This is a genomic window from Pantoea sp. Fr+CA_20, assembly GCF_024520835.1.
Taxonomy (GTDB): Bacteria; Pseudomonadota; Gammaproteobacteria; order Enterobacterales; family Enterobacteriaceae; genus Pantoea; species Pantoea allii.
In genome coordinates this window covers 18,025-41,120 of the sequence record NZ_JALNPN010000016.1, presented here as the reverse complement: position 1 = coordinate 41,120, position 23,096 = coordinate 18,025, and the positions used below count along the sequence as shown (strand labels likewise).

17 protein-coding genes are annotated in these 23,096 nt (G+C 54.7%); 3 read left to right on the top strand and 14 right to left on the bottom strand.

Going from position 1 to position 23,096, the window contains the following annotated elements:
- Nucleotides 1-102 precede the first annotated feature (102 nt).
- The 3 genes from NR177_RS17330 to cysJ are packed head-to-tail and all read right to left on the bottom strand — an operon-like array spanning nt 103 to nt 4,354.
- Entirely contained in the window at nt 103-834 is a 732-nt protein-coding gene (locus NR177_RS17330; RefSeq protein WP_096011741.1) for a phosphoadenosine phosphosulfate reductase, read from the bottom strand.
- Nucleotides 831-2,552, bottom strand: coding sequence for an assimilatory sulfite reductase (NADPH) hemoprotein subunit (gene cysI, locus NR177_RS17325; RefSeq protein WP_063880746.1), 1,722 nt, complete (start codon nt 2,550-2,552; stop codon nt 831-833). The genes NR177_RS17330 and cysI overlap by 4 nt, the downstream gene beginning before the upstream one ends.
- On the bottom strand, nt 2,552-4,354 hold the full coding sequence (cysJ, locus tag NR177_RS17320) for an NADPH-dependent assimilatory sulfite reductase flavoprotein subunit (RefSeq protein WP_256853299.1): 1,803 nt from the start codon (nt 4,352-4,354) through the stop codon (nt 2,552-2,554). Before cysJ ends, cysI begins: the two co-directional genes overlap by 1 nt.
- 274 nt (nt 4,355-4,628) lie before the next feature.
- On the opposite strand from cysJ, the gene NR177_RS17315 reads away from it, so the two are divergent.
- On the top strand, nt 4,629-5,456 hold the full coding sequence (locus tag NR177_RS17315) for an arylamine N-acetyltransferase (RefSeq protein WP_109717032.1): 828 nt from the start codon (nt 4,629-4,631) through the stop codon (nt 5,454-5,456).
- A gap of 129 nt (nt 5,457-5,585) precedes the next feature.
- Nucleotides 5,586-5,945: a 6-carboxytetrahydropterin synthase QueD gene (gene queD, locus NR177_RS17310; RefSeq protein ID WP_063880749.1), complete on the top strand. Its 360-nt coding sequence runs from the start codon at nt 5,586-5,588 to the stop codon at nt 5,943-5,945.
- 123 nt (nt 5,946-6,068) lie between these two features.
- Here queD and queE read toward each other — a convergent pair whose 3' ends face one another.
- The 7 genes from queE to rlmD form a co-directional block, all read right to left on the bottom strand.
- Nucleotides 6,069-6,740 carry a 7-carboxy-7-deazaguanine synthase QueE gene (queE, locus tag NR177_RS17305; protein WP_256853298.1) on the bottom strand — a complete coding sequence of 224 codons (672 nt, stop codon included), beginning with the start codon at nt 6,738-6,740 and terminating at the stop codon, nt 6,069-6,071.
- A gap of 138 nt (nt 6,741-6,878) precedes the next feature.
- Nucleotides 6,879-7,994, bottom strand: coding sequence for an endonuclease/exonuclease/phosphatase family protein (locus tag NR177_RS17300; protein ID WP_256853297.1), 1,116 nt, complete (start codon nt 7,992-7,994; stop codon nt 6,879-6,881).
- Between the two features lie 249 nt (nt 7,995-8,243).
- Nucleotides 8,244-9,539 (bottom strand): phosphopyruvate hydratase, encoded by a 1,296-nt coding sequence (gene eno / locus NR177_RS17295; protein ID WP_063880752.1) that lies wholly within the window; start codon nt 9,537-9,539, stop codon nt 8,244-8,246.
- A gap of 76 nt (nt 9,540-9,615) precedes the next feature.
- Nucleotides 9,616-11,253 carry a glutamine hydrolyzing CTP synthase gene (gene pyrG, locus NR177_RS17290; RefSeq protein ID WP_063880753.1) on the bottom strand — a complete coding sequence of 546 codons (1,638 nt, stop codon included), beginning with the start codon at nt 11,251-11,253 and terminating at the stop codon, nt 9,616-9,618.
- Nucleotides 11,254-11,482: 229 nt separating this feature from the next.
- A complete protein-coding gene (gene mazG, locus NR177_RS17285) occupies nt 11,483-12,271 on the bottom strand; it encodes a nucleoside triphosphate pyrophosphohydrolase (protein ID WP_145394508.1) in 789 nt (262 codons plus the stop codon).
- Nucleotides 12,272-12,363: 92 nt separating this feature from the next.
- Nucleotides 12,364-14,595: a GTP diphosphokinase gene (gene relA, locus NR177_RS17280; protein WP_063880755.1), complete on the bottom strand. Its 2,232-nt coding sequence runs from the start codon at nt 14,593-14,595 to the stop codon at nt 12,364-12,366.
- A 32-nt stretch (nt 14,596-14,627) separates the two neighbouring features.
- Nucleotides 14,628-15,947: a 23S rRNA (uracil(1939)-C(5))-methyltransferase RlmD gene (gene rlmD / locus NR177_RS17275; RefSeq protein ID WP_063880756.1), complete on the bottom strand. Its 1,320-nt coding sequence runs from the start codon at nt 15,945-15,947 to the stop codon at nt 14,628-14,630.
- 86 nt (nt 15,948-16,033) lie between these two features.
- Between rlmD and barA the strand changes: the two genes are divergently transcribed.
- Nucleotides 16,034-18,763: a two-component sensor histidine kinase BarA gene (gene barA, locus NR177_RS17270; RefSeq protein ID WP_256853331.1), complete on the top strand. Its 2,730-nt coding sequence runs from the start codon at nt 16,034-16,036 to the stop codon at nt 18,761-18,763.
- A gap of 61 nt (nt 18,764-18,824) precedes the next feature.
- Here the strand turns inward: barA and NR177_RS17265 are convergent, their stop codons facing one another.
- From NR177_RS17265 to gudD, 4 genes are all read right to left on the bottom strand, one after another.
- Nucleotides 18,825-19,964, bottom strand: coding sequence for a glycerate kinase (locus NR177_RS17265; RefSeq protein WP_063880758.1), 1,140 nt, complete (start codon nt 19,962-19,964; stop codon nt 18,825-18,827).
- Nucleotides 19,965-20,038: 74 nt separating this feature from the next.
- Nucleotides 20,039-20,923 carry a 2-hydroxy-3-oxopropionate reductase gene (gene garR / locus NR177_RS17260; protein ID WP_063880759.1) on the bottom strand — a complete coding sequence of 295 codons (885 nt, stop codon included), beginning with the start codon at nt 20,921-20,923 and terminating at the stop codon, nt 20,039-20,041.
- A gap of 17 nt (nt 20,924-20,940) precedes the next feature.
- Nucleotides 20,941-21,711 (bottom strand): 2-dehydro-3-deoxyglucarate aldolase, encoded by a 771-nt coding sequence (gene garL, locus NR177_RS17255; RefSeq protein ID WP_063880760.1) that lies wholly within the window; start codon nt 21,709-21,711, stop codon nt 20,941-20,943.
- Nucleotides 21,712-21,757: 46 nt separating this feature from the next.
- Complete coding sequence (gudD, locus tag NR177_RS17250) at nt 21,758-23,089, bottom strand: glucarate dehydratase (RefSeq protein ID WP_063880761.1); 1,332 nt, start codon at nt 23,087-23,089, stop codon at nt 21,758-21,760.
- Between the last annotated feature and the right edge of the window lie 7 nt (nt 23,090-23,096).

Below are 23,096 nucleotides of genomic sequence, written 5' to 3'. Positions count from 1 at the left end.
ACTATCGCACGTCCTTCCCTGGGGTTTTGATGTCAGCGGTGCCCCCATCGCAAAACGGGCGACCCATAAGGATCGCCCGTTGATACCGCTACGCCGCGTGCGTTAGCCTTCGTGCAGGCCGCACTCGCGTTTCAGGCCAAAGAAGCGCGTTTCTTCTTCTGCCATGCCTGGCTCCCACTTGCGCGTGGTGTGCGTATCGCCTACCGACAAATAACCCTCATCCCACAGTGGATGGTATTTCAGGTTGTGGGTTTGCAGATACTGATGAATCTGACGGTTGTCCCAGTCAATAATCGGCAGCACTTTAAACACGCCGCGCTGCACGCCCAGTACCGGCAGGCTGGCACGGCTGCCTGACTGATCGCGTCGCAGGCCCGCAAACCAGGTTTGTGCGCCCAGCGTTTCCAGCGCCCGGTTCATCGGTTCAACTTTGTTGATCTGGTTGTACTGCTCAATGCCATCAACCCCTTGCTCCCACAGCTTACCGTAGCGAGCCTCCTGCCACGCGGGCGAGGTTTCTGCCCGGAACACCTGCAGATTAAGGTTAAGCTGGTCGGCCAGCTCATCAATAAAGCGGTAGGTTTCTGGAAACAGATAGCCGGTATCGGTGAGGATGACCGGAATATCGGGTTGCACGCGCGTCACCAGATGCAGCGATACCGCAGCCTGAATGCCAAAGCTGGAGGAGAGCACATAGGCACCCGGCAGGTTTTCCAGCGCCCAACTCACCCGCTCTTCTGCGGTGGCTTTTTCCAGTTGAGCGTTTGTCGCGGCCAGCGCCATCGCGCGCTGGACTTTCGACATTTCATTCAGTGCTGCCAGATCGATACTCATTTTGCCTCCTGCCAGAAGTCGCGCGCAGGGTCCAGTACCGGCGTAACGATGCCCGCACGGATAACAAAGTCACCAAAGCCTTCTGCGGCCTCGCGCTCTTTTGCCCAGCGACCTACCAGCTCATCAAGTGTGGCGAGAATGTCACTTTCCGTAATATTTTCGCGATACATACGTGGAATGCGCGTTCCAATACGGTTACCCCCGATGTGCAGGTTGTAACGACCCGGCGCTTTCCCCACCAGGCCCACTTCTGCCAGCATCGCACGCCCACAACCGTTCGGACAACCGGTAACGCGTAACACTATGTGCTCTTCGCCTACGCCATGGTTGTGCATGATCTCTTCGACTTTCGTCACGAAAGACGGAAGGAAACGTTCAGCCTCCGCCATCGCCAGCGGACAGGTTGGAAACGACACACAGGCCATCGAGTTTTCGCGCTGGGCCGTCACGTTTTCCATCAGGCCATGTTCGCGGGCAATCGCTTCAATCTGTGCTTTTTGGCTTTCCGGCACGCCTGCCACAATCAGGTTCTGATTGGCGGTCAGACGGAAATCGCCCTGATGAATGTTGGCGATTTCGGCTACGCCGCTTTTTAACGGACGGCCCGGATAATCCAGCAGACGACCGTTTTCGATAAACAGTGTCAGATGCCACTTGTTATCGATACCCTTGATCCAGCCAATGCGATCGCCACGGGTGGTAAATTCGTAAGGGCGCGTTGGCGCAAACGTCACGCCAGCGCGTTTTTCGACTTCCGCCTTAAACGTTTCTACGCCCACGCGTTCCAGGGTGTATTTGGTTTTGGCGTTTTTACGATCGGTACGGTTACCCCAGTCACGCTGTGTCGTCACCACGGCCGCCGCCACGTCCAGGATCTTATCCACCGGGAAGTAGCCAAATTCGCTGGCGGTGCGGGCATAGGTGGCTTTGTTACCGTGCTCAATGGACAAACCACCGCCCACCAGCAGGTTAAAGCCGACCAGCTTGCCGTTTTCCGCAATCGCGATGAAGTTAAGATCGTTAGCGTGCAGATCCACATCGTTATGTGGCGGGATCACCACCGTGGTTTTAAACTTACGCGGCAAATAGGTTTCACCCAGGATCGGTTCCTGGTCGGTGGTTGCGACTTTTTCCTGATCCCACCAGATCTCTGCATAGGCGCGGGTTTGCGGCAGCAGATGTTCTGACAGTTTTTTTGCCCACTCGTAGGCTTCCTGATGCAACTCAGACTCCACGGGGTTCGAGGTGCACAGGACGTTACGGTTAACGTCGTTCGCGGTCGCCAGCGCATCCAGCCCCACTTCGTGCAGCATCTGGTGCGTTGGCTTCACGTTCTTCTTCAGAATACCGTGAAACTGGAAAGTCTGACGGTTGGTCAAGCGGATGCTGCCGTAAAGGGTTTTATCGGTGGCAAATTTATCGATCGCCAGCCACTGTGTTGGCGTGATAATCCCGCCCGGCAGGCGGCAGCGCAACATCATCGCATGACGAGGCTCAAGCTTTTGCTCCGCACGTTCAGCGCGAATATCGCGGTCATCCTGCTGGTACATGCCGTGAAAACGGATTAGCAGAAAGTTATCGCCGCTGAACCCTCCGGTCAGACCATCATCAAGATCCTCAACGATAGTACCGCGCAGGTAGTTGCTCTCTTTTTTTAATCGCTCAGCGTCAGTCAGTTTGCCTTCAACCACCAGCGGTCCAGGGTATTTTTCAGTCATTAGTAAACGTCTCGCTGATAACGGCGCTCAATGCGCAGCTCACTTAAAAATTCATCAGCCGTTTCACGATCCATAGCACCGTGCTCGACCACCACATCCAGTAATGCCTGCTCTACGTCTTTTGCCATACGGTTGGCATCACCACAGACGTAAAGGTGCGCGCCTTCTTCAATCCAGCGCCACACTTCCGCACCACGGGCGCGGATTTTATCTTGTACGTATATCTTCTCTGCCTGATCGCGCGACCACGCCAGATCGATATGGGTTAACAGGCCATCTTTGACATATTTCTGCCATTCAACCTGATACAGGAAATCATCGGTAAAGTGTGGGTTACCAAAGAATAGCCAGTTTTTACCGCCGGCACCGTCATTATCGCGCTGCTGCATAAAGGCGCGGAACGGGGCAATCCCGGTGCCCGGCCCAATCATGATGACCGGTGCATCCGGGTTGGCGGGCAGACGGAAGTTATCATTGTGTTCGATGAACACGCGCACCTCGCCCTCTTCTTCAATGCGATCCGCCAGCCAGGTGGATGCGCCGCCGCCGCGCTGACGTCCTTCAATATCAAAGCGAACGGCACCGACGGTGATATGTACTTCGGTATCGGTTTCGGCCTGAGAAGAGGCAATAGAATAGAGACGCGGCGTTAACGGACGCAGTAAGCCGGATAACTGTTCTGCACTCAGCTGCGCGGGAGCCAGGCGAACCATATCAACAATCGGATAGCGTTGCGCATACTGCTGCAGTTTGGCTTTGTCATCCACCAGCGACAGCAGTTCGTCGTTACGTGCTAAGGCTGCGTACTGCGCCACGATTTGCGCGGTGTTAACCGTTAGCTCAAAATGTTTCTGCAGCGCCTCTGCCAATGGCAGCGTTTGGCCCTGCACCTTAACCGGCTCATCGCCTTTCAACCACACCAGTTCAAGCAACTCGTTAACCAGTGCGGCGTCATTTTCATACCAGACGCCCAGCGCATCACCGGGCTGATAGCGTAATCCTGAATCACCCAGATCGATTTCGATATGACGCACGTCTTTATCCGAATCGCGCCCGGTAATTTTCTGGTTCACCGCCAGGCTGGCACTAAGCGGCTGCTCTTTGGTGTAAGGGCTGGTGAAGACTTCATTCACACTGCCGGCAAGGGTGGCCGCACTCTGCGCCGGGGACGCGGTCGGGACGCGTTCTTTCAGTACCGCAGTGATTGCCGTACGCCAGGCGCTGGCCTGCTCAGCATATTCGACATCGGCATCGACCCGGTCCAGCAGGCGCTCAGCGCCCAACTCAGCCAGGCGGCTGTCAAAATCTTTGCCCGCTTTGCTGAAAAATTCATACGATGTGTCGCCCAGACCAAACACGGCAAAGGCCGCGCCGTCCATTTTGGGCGCTTTTTTAGACATCAGGAATTTGTGCAGCGCAACGGCCTCTTCCGGCGGTTCGCCTTCGCCCTGGGTCGAGGTCACGACGATCAGGATTTTTTCCTGACCAATCTGCTTGAATTTAAAGTCGCCCGCGTTGACCAGATTCACGGTCAGTTTTGCCGCCTGCAGGTCATCGCGAAGCTGCTCGGCCACCCGGCGGGCATTACCCGTTTGTGAGGCAGAAAGCAGCGTAATGGCCGGAGCTTCAGCCTGCGCAGGGGCGCTGGCAACCGCCTGACCCGGCGTTTGATTGACCATGCCCCAGAAATAGCCGGAGAGCCAGGCCAGCTGGGTGGTGGAAAAATCTGTCGTTGCTGCCTGTAAACGAGCAAGTTGCTCCGGAGAGAGCGGAAGCATTGAACCTGGTGCCTGAGTCGTCATCGCGATAAAAATTCCAGTAGCAGAAGTCCGGACCGAATAGTAGCGGAAGAGAAGAAAGGGTACAGGGAGCTATATTAACGATTAAATACGCCTTCGACATATCAAATAACCAAAATGACTAAATGGTTTTTCAGATAAAATTAATCGTTAAAAGTGGTAACGACAGGGTGAGTTAACAAACTCAGCTAATCATACTGTCGGTAGGACGTTCCGACTGGTTATCATGCTAAAGGGATGGCATAAAGACAGGAAAACCGCCACGGAGTGACAACAGATGCCAGACAGTATCACAGCATTACCGGCTGCATTGGCAGAGCAGAGTCTGGAAAAACTTGGCTTCAGTTCGCCTCCTGCCCCTGACGAGGCCGGACTGAGCACGCTTTATCGCGCCTGGTGCCAGTCCGTGCCCTTTGATAACCTTCGCCGACGTCTCATCACAGAAGACGACCGCGCCCTTCCCCTGCCAGGTAGCACGGCCAGCGACTTTTTCACCCACTGGTTAACCTTTGGCACAGGCGGTACCTGCTGGGCTGGCCACGGCGCGTTGTATGCCCTGCTCGCGTATTTGGGTTTTCACGTGCAGTTTGGCCTTTCCACCATGCTGTCTCCGCGTCCGGCACCCGTGGGTTCTCCCGGTCATGGCATGTTGATTGTTAAGCTGGATGGACGCACGCTGGTGGTTGACAGCACGCTGCTCCACGGCGATCCGCTTCCGCTGGAGGCCCGGCTGAACCCGCATCCCGTCTGGGGCACCCGCGTCCATCAGCATGATGGCAGTTGGTGCATACACTGGAAGCCGCTGGGTCGGGCATGGCTCGACTGTAAAATTCTGGCAACCGACCTCTCCGCTGACGCGTTCCAGTCACGTCATCAACAAAGCCGTAGCAACAGCCGCTTTGACGGTGCCCTGCTGATTCGCCGCGCTAACGGCGAGGCGATCACGGGAATCGTGAAGGGAGAGCAGGTCATCCGGGATCGCCAGGGAAAAGAAAGCGTTACGCCGCTGTCACGTTCAGAGCAGCACCGGCTGCTGATTGAGGAGTACGGCATAGCGGAAGCTCTCGTCGCGCGACTTCCGGCTGACGATCCGGCACATCGCTGAGCGCTTTTTAAGGAAAGTGGGATACGCGTTTTACCATTCTGGCTTAATCGTCGTTAAACGGCGCTTAGCGGATGCGAAAAACCGCCTTTTCAGGTAGAATTCAGCGGTTTTTAATGCCTGAGAGCGATTATGTCTACCACGTTATTTAAAGAGTTCCAGTTCGAAGCCGCGCACCATTTACCCAATGTGCCGGCAGGACACAAATGCGGCCGTTTGCACGGTCACTCATTCCTTGTTCGTCTGGAAATTACCGGTGAAGTGGATGCGCATACCGGCTGGGTCATGGATTTTGCAGAGCTGAAAGCGGCGTTTAAACCCCTCTATGACAGGCTCGATCACTACTATCTTAATGAGATCCCCGGGCTGGAGAATCCCACCAGTGAAGTTCTGGCGAAATGGATTTGGGATCACATGAAGCCTCGTCTGCCGCTGCTGAGCGCGGTGATGATCAAAGAAACCTGCACCGCAGGCTGCACCTATCGCGGTTAATCCGCTTCGCTACGGCCGCTCAGGGTCGATCGCCCGTATCTTCACCTGTTGATCGGCCTGCTGCCGCCTTTCCAGCACGGCGTCATGTTAACGGTCTGGCGGCCAAAGGCCGCCAGCGTTTTATCAGGCAATATTCAGATATTTATGGGTCTGCATCGACAGTCGCCAGTTGCGCGCAATGCAGGTTTCAATACACAGCTTTGTTGCCTCATCTTTGCGACTAATTGGCTGCAGCGCAATGATGCGTGCTTTGCTGTCGTGGATGCCTGCCAGCAAATCGTCTAACGCATCCACATCACGTTGCCGGGCAACCGGGTGCTTAATTTCATCCGCACGGCTCAGGGCCTGTGCCAGGACGTCATAGCCGCCACGCATGTTTACCTTGGGTGAAACGGTCACCCAGGTGGCATCAGCGCAGTGGATTTCGTGGGTCCCGCTGGTTTCAATCTGACACTGGAATCCCGCCGCCTCAAGTGATGCAGTCAGCGGACGCAAATCATAGATAGCCGGTTCACCGCCGGTGATCACCACATGGCGAGCCGTCCAGCCCTGTTGTTGTATGCTGCTCAGAAGCGTCGCCGCATCGGTATTGCCCCAGGCATCGCTTTCCACCGTTTTGACCAGAATATCGCCTAATGATGTTTCCCGATCCGCCTGTTTTTCCCAGGTGTGCTTGGTGTCGCACCAACTGCATCCTACCGGACATCCCTGTAAGCGGATGAAAATAGCCGGCACGCCGGTGTAATAACCTTCGCCTTGCAGCGTCTGGAACATTTCGTTAATCGGGTACTGCATAATGGTCTCTTTGGTTTTTTCAAAACGCGATTATCGCAGAACACCGGGTTGAGATCATGTCAGGTGATGCGAAAGAGCGCGAGCTGTTCGGCACGCGCCAGCTCGCAGGTCAGCTGAGGGCTGTGTTCAGCAGCCCGTTCAGACGGACAGATCCACCCAGACCGCCGCATGATCCGAGGCGGCATTAACCTCTTTTTTCAGTTCAGGATAGGTTTCCCACTTTACCGGACGCACGCCAGGCCACATCCCTTTGCGCCATACACCGCCCTTCTCTACCTTTTTCCACAGCGCGGGCGACAGCAAAATATAGTCAATCTTGTTGCTGGCAGTACAGCCGCCCCAGGTCCCTGGATAGCCGCCGTTATCAAACTTTTCATGGGTGAAGATATCTTTCAGGTCGGTTTCTTTCAGCAGCGGCGACAATGCATCACTGTCCGGCGTATCGTTAAAGTCGCCGGTGATGGCAATCAACGTTTGCCCCTCTTTGATGCGTTGCTGATAAATCGCTTTCACCCGTTCGGCCTGCTGCTTGCGGCGGGCATCGGAACTGGCTTTAGCGCCGTAGCCTTTACTCTTAAAATGGTTAACCAGCACGTGCAGAGTTTGGCCATCGGCCAGCGGAATCTCAAATTCGGGACAGTCGCGAGAGAAAATCAGGTTGCCCTGTTTATCTTTATCATCAACGTGGCTGCGGATGGTGTCGATGGCAAAGCCTGCCGCTGTCATCAGTCCAACATCGATTCCCCGCTCATCGTTGCCATCAATCACCATGACATGATCAAAAGGCGTTCCCTGGCGGGCCGGCAGCATGGCGTTGTTGAATTCCAGCAGGGCGGGACGGCTTTCTGCCTCCACCACGGTCAGGATATCCGCGTGAAGGTCAATCATGACCTGTGCCGTTAACCCCATGGCAATTTCGTCTACCGGCGCGCGGCGCAACTCCAGTGAACCCACCCAGTCAGCGCGGCCTGCGGCAATAATTTTTATTCCGCTGTTGTCTGTCGGTCGGGTCAACAGTTTGCCCCGGTTACGCCGGAGAATAACAAAGGGCCCGGTGTCGGACGTTTGCAGGCCAAGTGCATCCATCAATTCGACCATCTGTTTTTTGTCCGCGTCGCTGTATTCCACCTGTCCCAGCAGGGCATTAAGTTGGGCAAATTTTTCCAGCGTCGGTTTGCCCACTCGCCATTCATTCTGGTTCATTGCTCTGGCGCGATCGAACAGGTTTTCAACGTTATAAGAAGCCAGTCTCATGCGTATCCCCTTTCAGGCAGTCAGAAATGTGAACCTGAAAGCACCCGCAGACGCGCTTCAGGCAAGCGGCAAGGTGCATTGTCTGTTACAGGCGCACGGTGCTCGTCGTTCAGTGTCGATGGGTTTTGTGAAGAACGGATGTAAACAGCATAGACGTCGCGGAAAAATGTGAGGTGAACGGCAAAACCTGTGGGCATAAAAAAACCCGCCAGCATGGGCGGGTTTTATCAGAAGTCAGAAGCAGTAAACTTACTGGCCTTTCACTTCTTTCAGACCGTTGAACGGGGCTTTTGCACCCAGCGCTTCTTCGATACGGATCAGCTGGTTGTACTTCGCAACACGGTCAGAGCGGCTCATTGAACCGGTTTTGATCTGGCCTGCAGCTGTACCGACCGCCAGGTCAGCGATGGTCGCATCTTCCGTTTCACCTGAACGGTGAGAGATCACAGCGGTGTAGCCTGCATCTTTCGCCATTTTAATCGCAGCCAGGGTTTCGGTCAGAGAACCGATCTGGTTGAATTTGATCAGGATGGAGTTAGCGATACCTTTGTCGATACCTTCTTTCAGGATCTTGGTGTTAGTGACGAACAGGTCGTCGCCCACCAGCTGGATTTTATCGCCCAGCACTTTGGTCTGGTAGGCGAAGCCATCCCAGTCAGATTCGTCCAGGCCATCTTCGATAGAAACGATCGGATACTGCTTGGTCAGATCTTCCAGGAAGTGGGTGAACTCTTCTGATGTGAACGCTTTACCGCCTTCACCCGCCAGAACGTATTTGCCATCTTTGTAGAACTCAGAAGCCGCACAGTCCATAGCCAGGGTAATGTCTTTACCCAGCTCATAACCTGCTGCTTTTACCGCTTCCGCGATAACAGCCAGCGCTTCGGCGTTAGAACCCAGGTTTGGCGCATAGCCACCTTCGTCACCTACCGCCGTGCTCATGCCTTTGCTTTTCAGCACTTTTGCCAGGTTGTGGAACACTTCAGAACCCATACGGATCGCTTCTTTCACGTTTGAAGCGCCAACCGGCTGAATCATGAATTCCTGGATGTCGACGTTGTTGTCGGCATGTTCGCCACCGTTGATGATGTTCATCATTGGCAGAGGCATAGAGTATTTGCCTGGGGTGCCGTTCAGTTCAGCGATGTGCTCGTACAGAGCCTGACCTTTAGAGGCCGCTGCCGCTTTGGCTGCAGCCAGTGATACGGCCAGAATGGCGTTAGCACCGAAGTTAGATTTGTTCTCAGTACCGTCCAGGTCGATCATGATTTTATCGATGTTCGCCTGATCTTTCGCGTCTTTGCCTTTTACCGCTTCAGCAATCGGACCGTTAACCGCAGCAACGGCTTTGGTTACGCCTTTGCCCAGGAAACGGGATTTGTCACCGTCACGCAGTTCCAGTGCTTCACGAGAACCGGTAGATGCACCTGATGGTGCCGCAGCCAGACCAACGAAACCACCTTCCAGGTGAACTTCTGCTTCAACAGTTGGGTTGCCACGTGAGTCGATAATTTCGCGACCGATGACTTTTACGATTTTGGCCATTACGATTTTCCTCAGTACAAGTTAGTCAATTCTAAGACAAACAACGCGCGAAAAGTTCGCGCGTTGTTCGTTAAACTTATTTCGCTAAACGCTTCTGATGCTCATGTGCTGCCTTCACAAACCCGGCAAACAACGGATGACCATCGCGTGGCGTCGATGTGAACTCGGGATGGAACTGGCAAGCAATAAACCACGGATGATTGGGGATCTCAATGATCTCAACCAATTGATCATCACCAGACCGGCCCGCCACACGTAAACCTGCGGCCTCGATTTGCTTCAGCAGCATGTTGTTCACTTCATAGCGGTGACGATGGCGCTCAACAATGGTGTCAGAACCGTACAGCTGGCGAACCTTACTTTCCGGGTTTAGCTGACACTGCTGGCTGCCGAGGCGCATGGTGCCGCCCAGATCGCTCTGTTCAGTACGCACTTCCACATTGCCTTCTTCGTCACGCCATTCGGTGATCAGTGCGACCACCGGATACTTACAGTCTGGCACAAATTCTGTAGAGTTTGCGCCTGCCATACCGGCAACGTTACGGGCGAACTCCATCAAAGCCACCTGCATGCCGAGACAGATGCCAAGATAAGGCACGTTGTTTTCACGCGCATATTTCGCCGTCATCAACTTGCCTTCTACGCCACGATAGCCAAAACCACCGGGGATCAGAATGGCATCTAAATCTTTCAGCAATTCGACACCACGGGTTTCAACATCCTGTGAGTCAATCAGCTTGATATTCACGGTCACGCGATTTTTCAGACCGCCGTGCTTCAGCGCTTCTATAACAGATTTATAAGCGTCCGGCAGTTCGACATATTTGCCCACCATGCCGATGGTGACTTCGCCGCCTGGATTGGCTTCTTCATAAATCACCTGCTCCCACTCCGCCAGATTGGCTTCCGGGGCATTCAGGTTGAAACGCTTACAGATATAGTCATCCAGGCCCTGCGATTTCAGCATGCCCGGGATTTTGTAAATTGAATCGACGTCTTTCAGCGAGATAACGGCTTTTTCCGGCACGTTACAGAACAGCGCAATTTTGCCACGCTCATTCGCTGGCACCGCGCGATCGGAACGGCAGATGAGAACGTCAGGCTGAATACCGATGGAGAGCAGCTCTTTAACAGAGTGCTGCGTTGGCTTGGTTTTCACCTCGCCCGCCGCGGCCATGTAAGGCACCAGCGTCAGGTGCATGTACATCGTGTGCTCGCGGCCCACATCCACCGCCATCTGACGAATCGCTTCCAGGAACGGCAAGGATTCGATATCACCCACCGTGCCACCGATTTCGACCAGCACGACATCATGGCCTTCGCCGCCTTCAAGAATGCGCTCTTTGATCGCATTCGTGATGTGAGGGATAACCTGAATGGTGGCACCAAGATAGTCACCGCGACGCTCTTTGCGCAGGACTTCTGAGTAGATACGACCCGTGGTGAAATTGTTGCGGCGCGACATTTTAGTGCGGATGAAGCGCTCGTAGTGACCCAAATCCAGATCGGTTTCGGCACCGTCGTCGGTGACGAACACTTCACCATGCTGAGTTGGACTCATGGTACCCGGATCGACGTTGATGTACGGGTCCAGTTTCATGATGGTCACATTCAGACCACGCGCTTCAAGAATGGCTGCGAGGGAGGCTGCGGCAATGCCTTTACCCAGAGAGGAAACGACCCCGCCGGTCACAAAAATATAATTCGTTGTCATGCTGAACCTGAGAGTTTAGGTTTAAAGACGGTGGAATAACCAGGACGGGAAAACAGTATACTGGAAACCGCTATCAGCCACAATTGGTGAATCACATCCATCTCCCAACGCATTGCTGCGGGTAACATAGCGGATAGCGGTAAACAAAATTTTGACCTGCGTCACAAATCTGGCGTCAGGCTGAATCGAGTAAGCTCAAGAGAGCAATTTATGCTCGCTGCTGGAATAATCAGCTTTTTTCCTTCGCCTTAACCTGTTGCCAGGCGGCTTCCATTTGCGCCAGGGTGGCGCCCGGCATCGTCAGGCCCTGCGCGGTGATAATGGCTTCTACCGCACGGAAACGGCGCTCAAACTTGTCATTGGCTTTCTGCAACGCCGTTTCGGCCTTGCTGCCCAGATGACGGGAAAGATTTACGGTAGCAAACAGCAGATCGCCAATCTCTTCTTCCAGCTTTTGTGGATCAATCACGCTTTGCTGTGCCTCATGCATCACTTCGTCGATCTCTTCATGCACCTTATCGAGCACCGGGCCAAGCGTGGTCCAGTCAAAGCCCACGTTGTGGCATCGCTTCTGAATTTTATGGGCGCGCATCAGTGCAGGGAGCGCTTTCGGAATATCGTCCAGCGCGGAGTGCTGCGCTTTTTCTGCCCGTTCGGCGCTTTTAATCGCTTCCCAGTTTTTCAACACCTCCGCACTGCTCTCTGCCGTGCCCTCTGCGAAGATATGCGGATGACGGCGCTCCAGCTTGTCACTGATGGCGTGACAAATATCATCAAAGTTAAAACGCCCCTGCTCCTGAGCCATCTGTGCATAAAACACCACCTGGAAAAGCAAATCGCCCAGCTCGCCACGGAGATCCTCAAAGTCTTCACGCTGGATAGCATCCAGCACTTCATAGGTTTCTTCCAGCGTGTAAGGCGCAATAGTGGCAAAGGTCTGCTCGCGATCCCACGGGCAGCCCTGCTGCGGATCGCGCAGGGTTTTCATAATGCCCAGCAGGCGATCAATAGAGGTCATATGGCAATCCTTCAGGTGTTCAGTTGGCGTAACAGCGGTGATAAAAGCAGCCAGGCGCACGTCAGAAAGCACGTGCGCCTGATAACAGAAGTTTAGTGCAGACGTCGGGCATCAATAATATCAGGCACCTGGTTCAGGCGAGACAGGACGCGCCCCAGCACCTGATGATTATAAATTTCAATATCCATATCAATGGTGGCTAACTGTTTTTTCGTATCGCTACGGCTTGAAACCCCCAGCACGTTCACCTTTTCATTGGCGAGGATGGTGGTGATATCGCGTAACAGCCCGCTACGATCGTTGGCCGTGACTCTCACGACCAGTGAATAGCCACTGGAATAGCTTTCGCCCCACACCGCATCCACGATGCGCTCAGGCGCGGTGGAAATCAGCTCAGACAGCTGATCGCAGTCGGCGCGGTGAATCGAAATGCCGCGTCCGTGGGTGATAAATCCGACGATATCATCGCCCGGAATCGGCTGACAACAGCGTGCAATGTGGTGCATCAGGTTGCCAACGCCTTCCACCACCACGCGACCGCTCTCTTTTCGTGAGGTGGGCGCGTGCGATTTTTGCGTAAGCTGACGCAGGGCTTCGCGGTCTTGCTCTTCGGCAGTCGGCTTATTGAGCTTCGCCTGCAGGAAATTCACCATCTGGTGCAGGCGAATATCACCGCCGCCAATAGCGGCCAACAGCTCGTCCAGCGAGGTGACGTTATAGCGCGGCAGCAGCAGCTTCTCGGCCTCACGCAGGCTGATATCCATCTGGTTCAGCTCGTTATCCAGAATCTGGCGGCCGGCCAGGATGTTTTTATCCCGATCCTGTTTACGGAACCAGTTATGAATTTTGGCGCGACCACGGCTGGTGGTGATGAACCCCAGGTTCGGGTTCAGCCAGTCACGGCTCGGGTTCGGCTGTTTTTGGGTAATGACTTCAACCTGATCGCCCATCTGCAGTTGATAGGTAAAGGGCACGATGCGCCCGCCAATCTTCGCGCCGATGCAGCGATGACCGATATCGCTGTGAATATGGTAAGCAAAATCCAGTGGCGTAGAACCCGCCGGTAAATCGACCACATCCCCTTTTGGGGTAAAGACATACACGCGGTCGTCAAACACCTGACTGCGCACCTCTTCCAGCAGCTCGCCGGAATCCGCCATCTCTTCCTGCCATGTGATCAGCTTACGCAGCCAGGCAATGCGCTCTTCGTGACCTGCCGCCCCGCGCGCATGGCTGGACGACGGGCCTTCTTTGTATTTCCAGTGCGCGGCCACGCCCAGTTCTGCATCTTCATGCATCTGACGGGTACGGATCTGGATCTCGACGGTTTTGCCCTCAGGCCCCAATACCACGGTGTGGATCGACTGATAGCCATTGGGCTTGGGATTTGCTACATAGTCGTCAAACTCATTGGGCAGGTGGCGATACAGCGTATGCACCGTGCCCAGTGCGCCATAACAGTCCTGCAGCCGCTCGGCAACGATACGTACCGCGCGCACATCAAAGAGTTCATCAAACGCCAGCGACTTCTTCTGCATCTTGCGCCAGATGCTGTAGATATGCTTCGGACGGCCGTACACTTCTGCCCGCACGCCCTCTTTTGCCATCTCTTTACGCAGGTTATTAACAAAGTTTTCGATGTACTGCTCACGGTCAATGCGGCGCTCGTGCAGCAGCTTAGCAATGCGTTTGTACTCATCAGGATGCAGGTAGCGGAAGCAGTAATCTTCCAGCTCCCACTTAAGCTGCCCAATGCCCAGCCGATTCGCCAGCGGCGCATAAATGTTGGTGCTTTCTTTCGCTGCCAGTACGCGCTCATCTTCCGGCGCGTCTTTGACTTCACGCAAGTTCATGATGCGCTCAGCCAGCTTCAGCACGACGCAGCGGAAGTCTTCCACCATGGCCAGCAGCATGCGGCGGACGTTATCCACCTGCTCGGAGGCCATGGAGTCGTTATGAATGGCTTTCAGCTGACGGATGGCGTCCATATCACGAACGCCGTGCACCAGCGAAACGATGCCTTTGCCGACGGTTTTTTCCAGCTCTTCTTCGCTGACCACTTCGTCATTAGCAAGGGGGAAAATCAACGCGGCGCACAGGCTTTCAATGTCCATGCTGAGCATCGAGAGGATTTCCACCATCTCGATACCGCGCCACAGCAGTAGCGACTGGTGAGGATGCCCCTGAGTCTGCGCTTCACAATAGCGCCAGGTTTCAGCGAGACGATCACAGGATTGCGGGTTAGCAACGCCAAGGCTGGCGATCCACTGGTCAAGGGCAAACTCCCCTTCCGTATTTAAATGTGCACTTCTAACCGCAACCATATCCTCTCCTGCACAGCGCCCCTGCCGGACACTTATATTTTTTTTCTGAACAGCACCATGGATTCGAGATGACGGGTATGAGGAAACATATCCAGCATCACGACCCTTTCCAATTGGTAACCCGCCGACAGCAAGGTGCTACTGTCACGTGCGAGTGTCACAGGATTACAAGATACATAGACCACGCGTTCTGGCGATAATTTTACGACATGTGCCATAACACCTGCCGCCCCAGCGCGTGCCGGATCGAGTAATACCTTGTTAAAGCCCTGCATAGCCCAGGGCTGATGCGAAACATCTTCTTCCAGATTGTGCTGAAAAAATCTGACGTTTTTAAGATTATTCACGTCAGCATTATACGCTGCCTGTTGCACTAATGCTGCAACGCCCTCCACACCTACGGCACGTTGTACCGATTTTCCTACAGGAAGCGTAAAGTTTCCCATGCCACAAAACAGATCCAGAACCCGATCTTCAGGTTGTAAATCAAGCCATTCGATGGCCTTCGCCACCATCTGCTGGTTGACCGCATCATTGACCTGAATAAAATCCTGTGGACTGAAGATTAGCTCAAGCTGGTGAGAATGATAAAATGGTCGCTGTTCGCTAAATCCGCGCAGCGTCTCACTTCCATCATCCAGAAACAGCATCAGTTGGTGCTGATGCGAAAAACGTTCCAGTTTTGCTATATCGTCGGAGCTTAATGCATCCAGATGGCGCAGTAGCAGCACTGAGCCATTGTCAGCCTGCACCAGTTCAACATGTCCTAACCGTTTGACAGCATTAAGCATGGTGAGACAATTGCGCAGCGGAATAATTAGCGCTTCAAGTTGGGGCACCATAACAGGGCATTGCTGAATATCGACCAGATCGTTGGTGGATTCCTGGCGAAACCCCATCAGTAACTGCTGACTTTTGTTATGCCATTGTAAACCAAGGCGGGCGCGACGGCGGTAGCCCCAGGTGGGCCCGGCAATAATGTCATCAACCGCCACGGGCTGGTTCGCGGCCTGGGTCAGCATGCGCGCCAGCGCACGCGATTTACTCTGCTGCTGCAACGCTTCATCAGCATGTTGCTGCTGACAGCCACCACAGCGGCTAAAATGAGGACAGCGTGGCTCAACCCGCGACGCGCTGCGGCTGAGCAGGCGCACCGTTTTCGCTCTGGCAAACTGGCGTTTGTCCTCCAGCAGGCTTACTTCCGCCTCCTCGCCAGGCAGCGCACCCGTGACAAACAGGGTTTTCCCTTTGTGCCGGGCCACGCCCTGACCAAACGGGTCGAGGTCTTCAATGGTGACGGTGATCCGTTGTTTGGTCGTCACGCGCTGTTTTGCGGAGTAAAATTGCGCCATAGTGTGGTTCTTTCTCTTTTAGATTCGATGTGCATAAGGTTCAGCGGATGCACAGGGACGTCAATGCCGGACAGCAGGCGACTATTATGACCAAATACAGCCTGCGGGCGCGAATGATGATTTTAATTTTGGCCCCTACGTTGATGGTAGGTTTGCTGCTCAGCTCATTTTTTGTGGTGCATCGCTACAACGAGCTACAGCGACAGGTCATTGAGGCGGGTGCCAATATCATTGAACCGCTGGCAATCTCCACCGAATACAGCATGACGTGGCACAATCGTGACGCGCTACGTGAACTGGTTAGTTTACTGCATCGCCGCCATTCCGGGATCGTTCGTGCCATCTCCGTCTTTGACGACAATAATCAGCTCTACGTCACCTCCAACAACAATCAAAACCTCAGTCTGGAATCAAAACAGGCTATTCGCGCGCTTCCTGACGATGTTTCCATCGAAGGCAGCGGCAACCTGCTGATTTTACGTAAGCCGATAACGTCTGAGCGTTACGCCGTTGACGAGCTACCGGAACAGGATGCCAAACCCGCGGGCAATCCTCTGGGCTACGTGGCGATAGAACTGGATCTGCAATCCGTGCGCTTACAGCAATACCGGGAAGTCTTTATTGCCACCCTGATGCTGTTGTTCTGCCTGTGCATTGCCATGCTGTTTGCCTACCGTCTGATGCGGGATGTCACCGGCCCTATCCGTAATATGGTCAGTACCGTTGACCGCATTCGCCGTGGGCAGTTAGACAGTCGGGTGGAAGGTCATATGCTCGGCGAGTTGAGTATCCTGAAAAACGGGATCAACGCCATGGCAATGTCGCTCACCGCTTATCACGAAGAGATGCAGCACAATATTGACCAGGCCACCTGGGATCTGCGGGAAACGCTGGAGCAGCTGGAGATTCAGAACGTCGAGCTGGATCTGGCCAAGAAGCGGGCGCAGGAAGCCGCCCGTATCAAATCCGAGTTTCTGGCAAATATGTCTCATGAGCTGCGTACGCCGCTCAATGGCGTGCTGGGCTTTACCCGACAGATGCTGAAAACGCCGCTGCGTACCACTCAACGCGACTACATGCTGACCATTGAGCGCTCGGCCAATAACCTGCTGTCGATCATTAATGACGTGCTTGATTTTTCCAAACTGGAAGCCGGCAAGCTGATGCTGGAGTCCATTCCCTTCCCGTTGCGCGCCACCCTGGATGAAACCCTGGTTTTACTGGCTCCCTCGGCCCATGAAAAAGGGCTGGAGCTGACCGTGGTGTGCAATAACAGCGTGCCGGATAACGTTATCGGCGATGCGCTTCGTCTGCAGCAAATTCTGATCAACCTGATGGGAAATGCGATTAAATTCACCGAAAAAGGCACGATTAATTTACGCGTAGATCAACACACCATCACGGCGACCCATGTCGAGCTGGAGATTCAGGTTCGCGACACCGGCATTGGCATTTCCGAAGAGCAGCAGGCGCAGTTGTTTCAGGCATTTCGCCAGGCGGATGCCAGTATTTCTCGCCGCCACGGTGGATCGGGGCTGGGGCTGGTGATCACCCAAAAGCTGGTACGGGAAATGAACGGGGAGATTACTTTCGTCAGCCGCCAGAATCACGGCTCTACCTTTTGGGTGCGCGTTAAGCTCGACCTCAACCCCAATGCACCGAGTATGCCGCGGGTACTGGATGCGCTGTCGAATACGCGCATGGCCTATGTTGAAGCCAACCCAGATGTTGCCAGCGCGGTGGTGGAAATTTTAGCTGCGACGCCGTTGCAGGTTGAGCACAGCTTAACGCTGGAAGGCCTGAGCCAGCCACGCTATCCCATTCTGTTGATGGCAATGCCGGTCAACGCCAGCCAACCGCAGGTGCTTGAGGACAGGCTGATCCATTCCCTGCTGGAAAGCGCGGATCTGGTCATTATGGCGCTGCCGAGTCAGATGATGTTACTGGCCGATGAGCTGAAAGTGCGCGGTATTGATGGCTGTATTACGAAACCCGTCTCGCAAACGCGCCTGCTGCCGATGCTGCTGGAGCTGCATGCGCGTCACAGCAATGAAATGTCCGCTTCGCCGCGCCTGCCGCTGACCGTGATGGCCGTGGACGACAATCCTGCTAACCTGAAGCTGATCGGGGCGCTGCTCGAAGAACAGGTGCAACACATCGTACTGTGTAATAACGCCGAGCAGGCTATTCGCGTCGCCCACCGGCAAGCGTTGGACGTCATTTTAATGGATATACAAATGCCGGATATTGATGGCATCCGCGCCAGTGAGATCATCCGTACGCTGCCAAACCATGCAGCCACGCCGATAGTTGCCGTTACCGCTCATGCTATTGATGGTGAACGCGAGCATCTGATCAGGGCAGGAATGAACGACTATCTTGCCAAGCCAATTGATGAAAACAAGCTCGCTCAGGTTCTGGCGCGTTATATGCCAAGCCCGACCACCACGGTGCCAGAGCTGCCCCAAATATTGCCAACGCTCGACTGGAAGCTGGCATTACGCCAGGCAGCAAATAAACCGGACCTGGCACGGGATTTACTACGAATGCTGCTGGAGTTCTTACCGGAAGTGCACGGTAAAATGGCGCAGGCCATGGCCGACAATGACGCGATCGCCTTACGCGAGATCATTCATAAACTTCACGGCAGCGCCAGTTACAGCGGCGTGCCACGGATGAAACAGCTGTGTCGTAAGCTTGAGAAAGAACTTCATCAGGCCAGTGATATCGAAGCGCTGGAGCCAGAACTCCTGGAGCTTCAGGATGAAATGGAGAACGTCGCCACGCAGGCACGGCGCATACTCTCCATGCCTTAATCAGTACAGGGTGATGATACGACGGCCCTGTCACTGCTGCATGGCGGGGCCGTAAAAACGTTTAGTGAAAACCGGCGATTTTCATTGTAGCGGCCACATTTCGCGCAGTGAGCCGGACATTGTTTTCTGCCCCTTTCAGGGCCTCATCCAGCGAGCAAATACGGTAAAGCACGCTAAACACCGCATCTAAGCCATGCTGATGTACCACACCGACATCGTCAGTCAGGCTGCCAGCAATCCCTATCACCGGAATATTAAAACGCTTGGCGACGTTGGCGACGCCAATGGGCACTTTGCCATTGATACTCTGGCTATCGATGCGTCCCTCGCCGGTGATGACCAGGTCGGCGTCTTTTACCTGTTCTTCCAGTCCCAGTGCTTCGGTAACAATCTCAATCCCGCGACGTAGCTCCGCCTGACAAAAAGCATGCAGTGCAGCGCCCATACCACCGGCTGCGCCGCCGCCACTGACCTGCAGCACATCAATGCCCAGATCACGCTGAATAATGGTGGCGTAGTGCGTCAGTGCCCGATCCAGTTGCTCAACCAACTCGGGCGTCGCGCCCTTCTGTGGGCCAAAAATCGCTGAGGCACCATGAGCGCCCGTCAACGTATTGGTGACGTCACAGGCTACTTCAAAGCGGCAGTGACGGATACGGCTGTCCAGCCCGCTAATATCAATGCTTGCCAGCTCGGGCAAGGCACCGCCGCCCTGACCAATTTGCTTGTGCTGCTTATCCAGCAAGCGGGCGCCCAGCGCCTGCATCATGCCTGCACCGCCGTCATTGGTGGCACTGCCACCAATGCCAATAATGATATGTTTAACGCCTTTATCCAGCGCATTTTTAATCAGCTCTCCTGTACCAAACGAGGTGGTGATCAGGGGATCGCGCTGCGCTGCCGGTACCAGCTCCAGGCCGCTGGCCGCCGCCATTTCGATGTAGGCGGTATCTTCATTACCCGATAAGCCATAAAACGCCTCAACGGGTTCACCCAGCGGACCGGTTACCGTTAACCTGACCCTTTTTCCCTGCGTCGCGGCCACCATCGCTTCAACCGTACCTTCGCCACCATCAGCGACCGGTATTTTCACATAATGGGCATCGGGGAAAACCTCACGGAATCCCGCTTCGATTGCCGATGCCACTTCCAGGGCAGAAAGACTTTCTTTATATGAATCCGGTGCGATTACGATTTTCATAGGCAATCCAGGCGGTATTAATTAACGATTAGAGAGTGAAAGTGGCCCGACGTCCGCAGAAGCCGGGCGAGTCATTAACGAGAGATTTCGACGTTGGCTAATTTTTCATAATAGCAGGCCAACGCGCTGTGGTCGGCAGTTCCCTGTCCGTCATTACGCAGCGCCTGCATCATCTCCATCACGGCCGCGGTCAGCGGAAGGTGCGCACCGATGCTGTGCGAGGTATCCAGCGCGTTAGCCAGGTCCTTGATATGTAAGTCAATGCGGAAGCCCGGCTTAAAGTTGCGGTCCATCACCATTGGCGCTTTGGCATCAAGAACGGTACTTCCCGCCAGGCCACCACGAATCGCCTGGTACACCAGTTCCGGACTCACGCCCGCTTTGGTCGCCAGGGACAGGGCTTCTGACATCGCAGCAATATTCAGCGCCACAATCACCTGGTTTGCCAGTTTAGTGACGTTGCCCGCCCCGATGTCACCGGTGTGAACCACCGATCCCGCCATGGCTTTCATGATGTCATAGCACTCGTCAAACACGGCCTTATCGCCGCCCACCATGACTGACAGCGTCCCTTCAATCGCTTTGGGCTCGCCGCCACTCACCGGCGCATCCAGCATTTTAATCTGTTTTGCCGCCAGCGCATCGTGGATTTCCCGGCTCGCCAGCGGCGCGATGGAGCTCATATCGATCACAATCAGGCCCGGTTTAGCGCCGTCGATGATGCCGTTTTCGCCCAGGCAGACTTCTTTCACCTGCGGTGAGTTGGGCACCATGGTGATGACCACATCACACTGTTGGGCCAGTTCTTTGGCATTCGCCGCCGTTGTCGCGCCGAGCTTCACCAGTTCAGCTTCGTTTTCTGCATTGTGATCGCGCACCACCAGTGAATAACCAGCTTTTAACAGGTTTTTACTCATTGGTTTGCCCATGATGCCAAGGCCAATAAAGCCAATTTTCATTTCGTTTCTCCTGATGATTACTTTTTGAATTTGTCACACAACGCCTGAGTGGCACTGCGAAAAACACCGAGATCGCTGCCTACGGCAACGAAAGTCGCGCCCCATTCGAGATAGCGCCGGGCGTCCACCTCAACCGGTGCCAGAATACCGCTGGGCTTGTTAGCCGCTTTTGCCCGCTCAAAGATGTGTTTGATGACCTTCAATACCTCCGGGTGCGCGGGCTGCCCAAGGTAGCCAAGTGCGGCAGACAAATCGCCAGGGCCGACAAAAATGCCGTCCACCCCGTCAACGGCCGCGATAGCATCAATATTGTCCACGGCCTGCTGCGTTTCTATTTGTACTAACACAGCAATGTTGTCGTTAATGGTGCCGTTATAATCCGGCACCGTGCCGTACATGTTGCTGCGATGAGAAACCGACACGCCGCGAATCCCGGCAGGCGGATAGCGCGTTGAGGCCACCGCACGTCTGGCGTCTTCTTCGTTCTCTACAAAGGGGACGAGGATGTTGTTAAAACCAATGTCCAACAGGCGCTTAATAATTACCGGTTCGTTACAGGGTGGACGCACCACCGGCGCACTGGGGCTGCCCTTCAACGCCATGAGCTGAGGCACAAAGGTGGTGATATCGTTGGGTGCGTGTTCACCATCCAGTACTAACCAGTCAAATCCGGCCAGCCCCAACACTTCGGTCGAGAGAGGACTTGCCAGGGCACACCAACTGCCGATCAGGGTTTCACCAGCCAGCAGGCGGCGGCGAAATTCATTTGGCCAGGCTGTATTACTCATGATTTGGCTCCTGTGGAACGGGCTTCCTCAAGGAAGCCCAAAAAAGTTAACGCACCAGGCACGGGCGCTTGTTATCAAACGTCCACTGCGGGATCAGGAACTGCATCGCCTGCGCATCATCACGTGCGCCCAGACCATGCTTTTGATAAAGCGCGTTGGCCTGCATGACCTGATCCATATCCAGTTCAATCCCCAGCCCCGGTGCCTGCGGCACCGCGACCATGCCACCTTCAATCTGGAAAGGCGTTTTGGTCAGTCGTTGATTGCCTTCCTGCCAGATCCAGTGTGTATCAATGGCGGTGATCTTGCCCGGTGCGGCAGCGGCAACGTGGGTGAACATCGCCAGCGAAATGTCGAAATGGTTATTGGAGTGCGAACCCCATGTCAGGCCAAACGCGTGGCACATTTGCGCCACGCGCACGGAACCTTGCATCGTCCAGAAGTGCGGGTCCGCCAGCGGAATATCGACCGACTGCAAAGATAAGGTGTGGCCCATTTGACGCCAGTCAGTGGCAATCATATTGGTGGCGGTAGGCAGGCCGGTTGCCCGTCGGAATTCAGCCATCACTTCGCGCCCGGAATAGCCCTGCTCTGCGCCACAGGGATCTTCTGCATAGGCAAGCACGCCTTTAAGCTGCTTGCCCAGCGTAATGGCTTCGTCCAGCGACCAGGCTCCGTTGGGATCAATTGTGACGCGCGCCTGCGGGAAGCGTTTCGCCAGCGCCGTAATCGCTTCTGCCTCGTCGCTGCCGCTCAGCACGCCACCTTTGAGCTTAAAGTCGTTAAAGCCGTATTTTTCATAGGCGGCTTCAGCCAGACGCACCACCGCATCGGGCGTGAGCGCTTCCTGATGGCGCAGGCGATACCAGTCGCAGGCGTCGTTGTCCTGGTTCTGATAGCCCAGTGAAGTCTTATTGCGATCGCCAACGTAAAACAGATAACCCAGCATCTCTACTTTGTCGCGCTGCTGCCCATCGCCCAACAGCGAGGCAACATTAACGCCCAGATGCTGCCCCAGCAGATCCAGCAGTGAGGCTTCGATCCCGGTAACCACATGAATCGTGGTGCGCAGATCAAAAGTCTGATTACCCCGACCGCCGGCATCGCGATCGGCAAAGGTGGTGCGAACCAGGCTCAGGATGTTTTTATATTCGCCAATCGTTTTCCCCACCACCAGCGCCGCGGCATCTTCCAACGTCTGACGGATTTTTTCGCCGCCGGGAATTTCACCTACGCCGGTATGGCCGGCGTTATCGTTAATGATGACGATATTTCGGGTGAAGAAAGGTGAATGTGCGCCGCTCAGGTTCAATAACATGCTGTCATAACCGGCGACGGGAATAACCTGCATGGCGGTAATTTTCGGTGTCGTATTCATCTGTTAT

What these genes read in the sequence shown, in the direction of transcription:
- garR (WP_063880759.1), bottom strand. Translation starts at nt 20,923, where the DNA reads ATGAAAATTGGCTTTATTGGCCTTGGCATCATGGGCAAACCAATGAGT.
- NR177_RS17265 (WP_063880758.1), bottom strand. Translation starts at nt 19,964, where the DNA reads ATGAAAATCGTAATCGCACCGGATTCATATAAAGAAAGTCTTTCTGCC.
- barA (WP_256853331.1), top strand. Translation starts at nt 16,034, where the DNA reads ATGACCAAATACAGCCTGCGGGCGCGAATGATGATTTTAATTTTGGCC.
- gudD (WP_063880761.1), bottom strand. Translation starts at nt 23,089, where the DNA reads ATGAATACGACACCGAAAATTACCGCCATGCAGGTTATTCCCGTCGCC.
- rlmD (WP_063880756.1), bottom strand. Translation starts at nt 15,947, where the DNA reads ATGGCGCAATTTTACTCCGCAAAACAGCGCGTGACGACCAAACAACGG.
- NR177_RS17300 (WP_256853297.1), bottom strand. Translation starts at nt 7,994, where the DNA reads ATGAGACTGGCTTCTTATAACGTTGAAAACCTGTTCGATCGCGCCAGA.
- garL (WP_063880760.1), bottom strand. Translation starts at nt 21,711, where the DNA reads ATGAGTAATACAGCCTGGCCAAATGAATTTCGCCGCCGCCTGCTGGCT.
- queD (WP_063880749.1), top strand. Translation starts at nt 5,586, where the DNA reads ATGTCTACCACGTTATTTAAAGAGTTCCAGTTCGAAGCCGCGCACCAT.
- cysI (WP_063880746.1), bottom strand. Translation starts at nt 2,552, where the DNA reads ATGACTGAAAAATACCCTGGACCGCTGGTGGTTGAAGGCAAACTGACT.
- pyrG (WP_063880753.1), bottom strand. Translation starts at nt 11,253, where the DNA reads ATGACAACGAATTATATTTTTGTGACCGGCGGGGTCGTTTCCTCTCTG.
- queE (WP_256853298.1), bottom strand. Translation starts at nt 6,740, where the DNA reads ATGCAGTACCCGATTAACGAAATGTTCCAGACGCTGCAAGGCGAAGGT.
- mazG (WP_145394508.1), bottom strand. Translation starts at nt 12,271, where the DNA reads ATGACCTCTATTGATCGCCTGCTGGGCATTATGAAAACCCTGCGCGAT.
- NR177_RS17330 (WP_096011741.1), bottom strand. Translation starts at nt 834, where the DNA reads ATGAGTATCGATCTGGCAGCACTGAATGAAATGTCGAAAGTCCAGCGC.
- NR177_RS17315 (WP_109717032.1), top strand. Translation starts at nt 4,629, where the DNA reads ATGCCAGACAGTATCACAGCATTACCGGCTGCATTGGCAGAGCAGAGT.
- eno (WP_063880752.1), bottom strand. Translation starts at nt 9,539, where the DNA reads ATGGCCAAAATCGTAAAAGTCATCGGTCGCGAAATTATCGACTCACGT.
- cysJ (WP_256853299.1), bottom strand. Translation starts at nt 4,354, where the DNA reads ATGACGACTCAGGCACCAGGTTCAATGCTTCCGCTCTCTCCGGAGCAA.
- relA (WP_063880755.1), bottom strand. Translation starts at nt 14,595, where the DNA reads ATGGTTGCGGTTAGAAGTGCACATTTAAATACGGAAGGGGAGTTTGCC.